The organism is Vulcaniibacterium thermophilum (genome assembly GCF_007923255.1).
Classification (GTDB): Bacteria; Pseudomonadota; Gammaproteobacteria; order Xanthomonadales; family Xanthomonadaceae; genus Lysobacter_F; species Lysobacter_F thermophilum.
The window spans coordinates 1-6,278 of record NZ_VOHJ01000064.1; the positions used below are offsets into that span (position 1 = coordinate 1).

5 protein-coding genes and 1 pseudogene are annotated in these 6,278 nt (G+C 72.1%); 3 read left to right on the forward strand and 3 right to left on the reverse strand.

What is annotated here, in order from left to right; all coding sequences use genetic code 11:
- On the reverse strand, positions 1 to 1,880 hold a 1,880-nt coding region (locus FQY64_RS14410; RefSeq protein WP_146475408.1), incomplete at its 3' end, for an Rne/Rng family ribonuclease.
- A 452-nt stretch (positions 1,881 to 2,332) separates the two neighbouring features.
- Between FQY64_RS14410 and FQY64_RS14415 the strand changes: the two genes are divergently transcribed.
- Positions 2,333 to 3,304: an RluA family pseudouridine synthase gene (locus FQY64_RS14415; RefSeq protein ID WP_146475410.1), complete on the forward strand. Its 972-nt coding sequence runs from the start codon at positions 2,333 to 2,335 to the stop codon at positions 3,302 to 3,304.
- 607 nt (positions 3,305 to 3,911) lie between these two features.
- Here the strand turns inward: FQY64_RS14415 and FQY64_RS14420 are convergent.
- A complete protein-coding gene (locus tag FQY64_RS14420; RefSeq protein ID WP_146475412.1) occupies positions 3,912 to 4,343 on the reverse strand; it encodes an energy transducer TonB in 432 nt (143 codons plus the stop codon).
- Complete coding sequence (locus tag FQY64_RS14425; RefSeq protein ID WP_146475414.1) at positions 4,327 to 4,668, reverse strand: 4a-hydroxytetrahydrobiopterin dehydratase; 342 nt, start codon at positions 4,666 to 4,668, stop codon at positions 4,327 to 4,329. Before FQY64_RS14425 ends, FQY64_RS14420 begins: the two co-directional genes overlap by 17 nt.
- Before the next feature lie 94 nt (positions 4,669 to 4,762).
- On the opposite strand from FQY64_RS14425, the gene FQY64_RS14430 reads away from it, so the two are divergent.
- Complete coding sequence (locus FQY64_RS14430) at positions 4,763 to 5,359, forward strand: NfuA family Fe-S biogenesis protein (protein WP_146475416.1); 597 nt, start codon at positions 4,763 to 4,765, stop codon at positions 5,357 to 5,359.
- Between the two features lie 16 nt (positions 5,360 to 5,375).
- Positions 5,376 to 6,278 (forward strand): annotated as a pseudogene (locus tag FQY64_RS14435) (hypothetical protein); the annotation flags it as partial.

Below are 6,278 nucleotides of genomic sequence, written 5' to 3' on the forward strand. Positions count from 1 at the left end.
CGCTGGGCCTGCGGTGCCTGCGCCTGCTGGGCGCGGCGCTCGTCGCGCCGATCGCGCCCGCCCTTACCGCGGTCGCGGCCGTTGCCGCGCGCATCGCGCGGGGTTTCGCGCTCCGGCGCCGGCTGCGCCGCCGCGGCGGGCGCGGCCGGCTGCGCGCCGCGGAAGAAGCGCAGGATGCGTTCGACCAGGCCGCCGGAGTGCGTCGGCGTGGCGACCGGTGCGGGCGCCGGTGCGGGTGCCGCCGGCACGGGCTCAGGACGCTCCTCGCGCAGCGGCGCCGGCTGCGCCGGCTTGACGTGCGTGACCGCCGGGGCCTGCGGGATGTTGAGGTTCGACTTGGTCAGCGCGTAGGTCGGCAGCTTGCGCTGCGTGCCGCGCTGGTAGCTCGGCTTGGCGGCTTCTTCGGCCAGCTCGTTCTCGCGGATGCGGGTGACCTCGTAGTGCGGGATCTCGAGGTTCGGATCGGCGACGATCACGATCGGCGCGTCGTGGCGCTGCTCGATCTGCATCAGCGCGCGGCGCTTCTCGTTGAGCAGGAAGCTCGCGATCTCCACCGGCGCCTGCACCAGCACCTGGCCGGTGTTCTCCTTCATCGCGTGCTCTTCGGCAAGGCGCAGGATCGACAGCGACAGCGACTCGACGCTGCGCACGCGGCCGTGGCCCTCGCAGCGCGGGCAGACCATCTGGCTGGACTCGCCCAAGCTCGGGCGCAGCCGCTGGCGCGACAGTTCCAGCAGGCCGAAACGCGAGATGCGGCCGATCTGCACGCGCGCGCGGTCGTGCTTGAGCGCCTGCGCCAGCCGGTTCTCGACCTCGCGCTGATGCTTGTTGCTGGACATGTCGATGAAGTCGATCACCACCAGGCCGCCGAGGTCGCGCAGGCGCATCTGGCGGGCGACTTCCTCGGCCGCTTCGAGGTTGGTGTTGAACGCGGTCTCCTCGATGTCGCCGCCCTTGGTGGCGCGCGCCGAGTTGACGTCGATCGCGGTCAGCGCCTCGGTCTGGTCGATCACCAGCGAGCCGCCCGACGGCAGCCGCACCATGCGCTCGTAGGCGTTCTCGATCTGCGATTCGATCTGGAAGCGGTTGAACAGCGGCGTGTCGTCGGTGTAGCGCTTGAGCTTGCGCAGGTTGTGCGGCATGACCTGCTCGATGAACTCGCGCGCCTCCTGGTACATCTCGTCGGTGTCGACCAGGATCTCGCCGATGTCCGGGCGCATGTAGTCGCGCAGCGCGCGCACGATCAGCCGGCTCTCCTGGTAGATCAGGAACGGCGCCGGCTTGCTCAGCGCCGCCTCGGCGATCGCCTTCCAGACCTGCACCAGGTAGTCGAGGTCCCACTGCAGCTCTTCCGCATCGCGGCCGACGCCGGCGGTGCGGATGATCACGCCCATGTCCTCCGGGATCGTCAGCTTGTCGAGCGCTTCCTTGAGCGCGGCGCGGTCGTCGCCCTCGATCCGGCGCGAGACGCCGCCCGCGGTCGGCGAGTTCGGCATCAGCACCATGTAGCGGCCGGCCAGCGAGATGAAGGTGGTCAGCGCGGCGCCCTTGTTGCCGCGCTCCTCCTTGTCCACCTGGACGACGACCTCCTGGCCTTCCTTCAGCAGCTCGCGGATGGTCGCCTTGTTCGGATCGACGCCGGCGAGGAAGTAGTCGCGCGAGATCTCCTTCAGCGGCAGGAAGCCGTGGCGTTCGGCGCCGTAATCGACGAACGCGGCCTCGAGGGACGGTTCGAGGCGGGTGATCTTGCCCTTGTAGATGTTGGACTTCTTCTGTTCCTTCGACGGCTGTTCGATGTCGATGTCGTACAGGGTCTGACCGTCGACGATGGCGACGCGCAGCTCTTCCGGCTGGGTCGCGTTGATCAGCATTCGCTTCATTGTGTGGCGTCCTCGCGCGCCTTCGCACGCGCAACGCCGTGGCGTTTCGCCCTCTGGACACTGGTCCGCGCCCGGCGCAAGCGCCCGCGCGGCCCTCAATTTCCAGCGCATCACACCACGGCGAGCCGCGGGAGCGCTTGTTGCATTCCTGATGTCGTATGCCGGCGACGCGAACGTCGCACGGGGCTCTTGGAGGCGCGTCGGCTGCCCTTCACGCCGCCGGTTTGTTCAGCGCTGGCGGATCGATTCGCCAGGCGAGGCGGGCCTGACCGGGCGGCGCTGGTAACATCGGTGCCCCGAGGGCAGCGGTGTGGCGCAGGCCGGAATCGCGGGAGCGGGCTTTCGGCCCGGTCGCTGCGACCGCCGCCGGGTGCGGTGGCCGTCGCAAGCAAACTCCCCTGCGAAATCAAAACCTTATCTCGCATCGCGAGTGTAACAGATAACGCCGACCGATGACCGAATCCGACCGACCCGCGGCCGACCGTTCCGGCGCGGCCTCCGCCCGCATCGTCCGCGTGCCGGAGGACCGCGACGGCCAGCGCCTGGACAACTTCCTGCTCGGCCAGCTCAAGGGCGCGCCGCGTTCGCTGGTCTACAAGCTGGTGCGCTCCGGGCAGGTGCGGGTCAACGGCGGCCGCGCCAAGGCGGAGCGCAAGCTCGCCGCCGGCGACGAAGTGCGCCTGCCGCCGCTGCGGCTCGCCGAGGCCGTCGAACGCGGCGCGCCACCCAAGGGGCTGCTGGAGGCGCTGGAGCGCGCGGTGGTGTTCGAGGACGCCCGCCTGCTCGCGCTCGACAAGCCCTCGGGGCTGGCCGCGCACGGCGGCAGCGGCGTCAGCTTCGGCGCGATCGAGGCGATGCGCGCGCTGCGACCGGGACAGACGCTCGAGCTGGTGCATCGCCTGGACCGCGACACCTCGGGGCTGCTGATCCTCGCCAAGAAGCGCTCGGCGCTGACCGAGCTGCAGGCGCTGATGCGCGAGGAGGGCGGCATCGCCAAGCGCTACCTCACGCTGCTGGTCGGCCGCATGCCCGACGGCACGATGACGGTGGACGCACCGCTGCACATCGGCCTGCGCCAGGGCGGCGAACGCCACGTGCAGGTGCATCCGGACGGCAAGCCTTCGCTCAGCCACTTCAAGGCGATCGAGCGGCGCGGCGGGCACTCGTTCTGCGAGGTGCGGATCGAGACCGGCCGCACCCACCAGATCCGCGTCCACGCGCAGCACATCGGCCATCCGGTTGCCGGCGACGACAAGTACGGCGATCCCGAGGTCAACCGCCGCCTGCGCCAGCAGGCCGGGCTCAAGCGGCTGTTCCTGCACGCCTCGACGCTCGAGTTCGCGCTCGACGGCGGCCGCACGCCGTACCTGCTCAATGCACCGTTGCCGGACGAGCTGGCGGACGTGCTGAACCGGTTGGGGTGAATGGAGCCCCCGCACCGTGACCGAGGGTGGTAGGGCGGGTTTCAACCCGCCACGCCGTCGGTTGCATTCGGCGGCGGGTCAAGACCCGCCCTACCGGCGTTCGTGACGGAACGCGGATCCGTCCGCACCGTGACCGAGGGTGGTAGGGCGGGTTTCAACCCGCCACGCCGGCGGCGCATTCGGCGGCGGGTCGAGACCCGCCCTACCGGCGCGCAAGCCGCTTCCGTAGGTTGGGCTGAGCGCAGCGAAGCCCAACATCGCATCGCCCGTCCGTGTCGTGCCGCGTGGGACGTTGGCTTCGCCTTCGGCTCAGCCCAACCTACGCCGCTGAACCGGTTGGGGTGAACGGAGCTCGCGCACCGCAACCGAGGGGGGTAGGGCGGGGTTCAACCCGCCACGCCGTCGGTTGCATTCGGCGGCGGGTCAAGACCCGCCCTACCGGCGTTCGTGACGGAACGCGGATCCGTCCGCACCGTGACCGAGGGTGGTAGGGCGGGTTTCAACCCGCCACGCCGGCGGCGCATTCGGCGGCGGGTCGAGACCCGCCCTACGGGAGCGCTCCCGATCCGTTCATCCGCACAGATCCGCGGTCGAACGCCACGACCGCTCAACCGCCCGCGCGCTTGCGCTCCTCGTCGAGCACGAAGCAGAAATCCGGCCGCGGCTGCGGCGGGGTGAAATTCACCGGGACCTGGATCGTGGTCGAGGTGGGCTTGCCCGCGGCCGTCGCGGGACGGAACACCCAGCCGCGCACCGCGGCGGTGGCCGCCTCGTCGAGCGCAGGCTGGCCGCTGCGCTGCTTGACGACGATCTCGCTCGGACGGCCGTCGGTGCCGATGGTCACCGCCAACACCACGCGTCCGCCGATGCCGTCGCAGGCGAGCGTCTCGGGATAATCGGGCGGCGGCGTCTCGACCGCCACGGGCGGCGTCGGGCGCGGCGCGGGGGGCTGCGCGGGGCCCGCGCGATCGCCGCAGGCGGTCAGCGCGAGCGCGAGGAGCGCGGCGGGCGGCAGGGCACGGTCAGGGAACGAGCGCATCGGTCTTCGCCGCGCAGATGAAATCGTTCTCGCTCAGCCCGCCGACGTCGTGCGTGGAGAAGCGCACCACGCAGCGGTCGTAATGCACGCTGAGGTCGGGGTGATGGTCCTCGCGGTGCGCGACATAGGCCAACGCGTTCACGAACGCCATCGTCTGGTAGTAGTCCTTGAACGGGAAGGTCTTCACCAGCGCGCGTCCGTCCTCGGCCAGCGTCCAGCCGGGCACCTGCGGCAACAGCTCGCGCACGCGCGCTTCGGTCAGGCGGTGCTCGGCGCCGCGGCGCGGCGTGCAGTGGGCCTGGGCGAGGGGAATCAGGTCGTTCATGGCGGCGAGCACAAGAAATGAACGGAAGCATGTCGGCCGTCGCCAACGCGTGGACGCGGCGGTCGCGGACCGGGCCGGCGGCTAGAATAGCCCCATGATCGAGATTTCCGAATCCGCGCAGCGGCACTTCCGCAAGCTGATCGAGCGCGAGGCCCTGCCGGGGCTCGGCGTGCGCCTGTCGGCACTGCATCCGGGCACCCCGCGCGCCGACGTGCGCCTGGAGTTCGCCGAACCGGGCGACCTGCAGGGCGACGAATGGGCGGTCGACTGCGAAGGCTTCACGTTGTGGCTCGACGCCGCGAGCGTGCGCTGGCTGGACGGCGCGCTGATCGACTACGAAACCCGCGCCACCGGGGGGCAGTTGCAGATCCGCGCGCCGAAGATCCGCGGTGAGGCGCCGGCCGAGTCGGCGTCGCTGGTGGAGCGCGTGCGTTGGGTGGTGGAACACGAGATCAACCCGCAACTGGCCAGCCACCGCGGCCACGTCAGCGTGCAGGAAGTGACCGCCGACGGCGTGGTCGTGCTGCGTTTCGGCGGCGGCTGCCACGGTTGCGGGATGGCCGACGTGACGCTCAAGCAGGGCATCGAGAAGACCCTGCTGCAGCGCGTCCCCGGCGTGACCGCGGTGCGCGACGCCACCGACCACGCCACCGGCGCCGCGCCCTACATCCGCCGCGATTCGGCGGCATGAGGCCGGCCCGGCGTCGATGTTCACCGCCGCCGACCTCATCGACGCCCTTCACCGACGCTCCCGTCTGCGCCTGAGGCGCGGCGCGGAGCGTCCGCCGGGCGAGTTCCCGCCGGGCTGGGCGACGTGGCTCGCCTCGCTCGCGGAACGGCCGGGGCGGGTGGTCGGCGCGCTGGCGCAGGACATCGTCGACGTTCTGGCGCAGCGGCCGCTCGCCCGTCCGCCGCGCGCCGACCAGGCGCTGACGCGCTGGCAGGCCTTCAACGCGCTGTGGCGCCAGCAGTGGCATCCGCCGGCGCCCGACGAGCGACGCCTCCGGCGCGTCGCGGTCGCGCTCACCGCCGCCTGGCATCTCGCGCTCGCGCTGCTGCTGGTGTGGCTGCTGATCTTCCAGTACCTGGGCATGCCGCCCGAGCCTGCGAGCGCGGGCGAGCAGGTGGTGCGGGTGGAGTACATCGGGCGCGGCGCGCGCGAAGGCGGCGGCGGTCCGCAGGCGGCCCGCGCGGCCCAGTCGCCCGCGCGGCAACCCGAGGCCGGGCGCGAACGCACGCCCGAGGCCACGGCGACGCCGATGCCGCAGGCCCGCATCGAGGCGCCGGCCGTCGACGCGCCGGTTCCCGACATCCCCCAGCGCGACGTCCCCGAACCGCAGATCCGCCCCGCCGAGGCGGAGCAGCCGGTGACCGTCAGCGAGCCCACGCCGTCGGCGCCGACCGTGTTCACGTTGCCGCCGACGCGACGCCGCCCCGAGCCGGTGCGCACGCCCGAGCTGGCGGCGCCGGACGTGCCGCTGCGCGCGGCGGAGGTCGCCGAGCCGGTGCAGCCGGTGCGGCGCACGCCGCCCCAGCCCGAGCTCGGCGCCCCCGAGCTGCGCGCGCGCGAGCCGCGGATCGCCGAGCGCGAAGTGCCCGCCCCGCTGCCG